This is a genomic window from Aminobacter sp. GW821-FHT11F06 (genome assembly GCF_058808215.1).
In genome coordinates this window covers 1-1,044 of sequence record NZ_JBXARL010000028.1, presented here as the reverse complement: position 1 = coordinate 1,044, position 1,044 = coordinate 1, and the positions used below count along the sequence as shown (strand labels likewise).

The following is a 1,044-nucleotide window of genomic DNA, read 5'->3' as shown; positions in this document are numbered from 1 at the left end:
TGTTTGATCCCAGGCTTTGATGGGGCATCCTTATCGTTCGAATCAAGGGATGCGCTATGGGCCAGGTTCTTCATGGGAGCGCCACGACGACAGAGGCGGTCCGTCGAGCGATACAGCATAGTCAAGAGAGCCTGAGGGCGCTGGCGAAACGCTACGGGATCAACCAGAAGACGGTGGCGAAATGGAAGAAGCGGACCTCGGTGGCCGATCTGCCGACCGGTCCGAGGGAGCCGAGATCGACAGTGCTCTCAATCGAGGAAGAGGCGGTCATCGTCGCCTTCCGGCGCTACACTGTGTTGCCACTCGATGACTGCCTCTATGCCTTGCAACCCACGATCCCGCACCTGACGCGTTCGTCATTGCATCGTTGTCTGCAGCGCCACGGCATCGGTCGCTTGCCGGACACAGAAGGCGACAAACCGGCGAAGAAGAAATTCAAGAGCTATCCGATCGGCTACTTCCACATCGACGTCGCCGAGGTGCGCACCGAACAGGGCAAGCTGCACATGTTCGTCGCCATCGACCGCACCTCGAAGTTCGCCTTCGTCGAATTGCATGAGAAGGCCACCACCGCCGTCTCCAGAGAGTTCTTGCTGCGCCTGATCGCGGCGGTTCCCTACAAGATCCACACCGTGCTCACCGACAACGGCATTCAGTTCACCACCCCCGGCGCCGGCGGTTCGGCCGTGCCGCTCATCAAGGAGGCCATCGCCAACGGCGAACGCTTCCGCGCCCATGCCTTCGAATACGCCTGCGCCACGAACGACATCGAACACCGCACCACCAAGGCAAGGCACCCGTGGACCAACGGCCAGGTCGAGAGGATGAACCGGACCATCAAGGATGCCACCGTCAGGCGCTTCTACTATGAGAGCCACGACCAACTCCGCCAGCACCTGGCCGACTTCGTCTCGGCCTACAACTTCGGCCGCAGGCTCAAGACCCTCAAAGGCCTCACGCCCTACGAATTCATCTGCAAGGCATGGCTTTCCCAGCCGGAACGGTTCTCTCTCGACCCGCTCCAGCAAATGCCGGGACTAAACA

1 protein-coding gene is annotated in these 1,044 nt (G+C 60.7%); it reads left to right on the top strand.

Translation table 11 applies throughout. The features are described from left to right. Nucleotides 1–56: 56 nt before the first annotated feature. Nucleotides 57–1,044: IS481 family transposase (locus AC1RTB_RS26455; RefSeq protein WP_492882238.1), on the top strand; the 988-nt coding region annotated here is incomplete at its 3' end.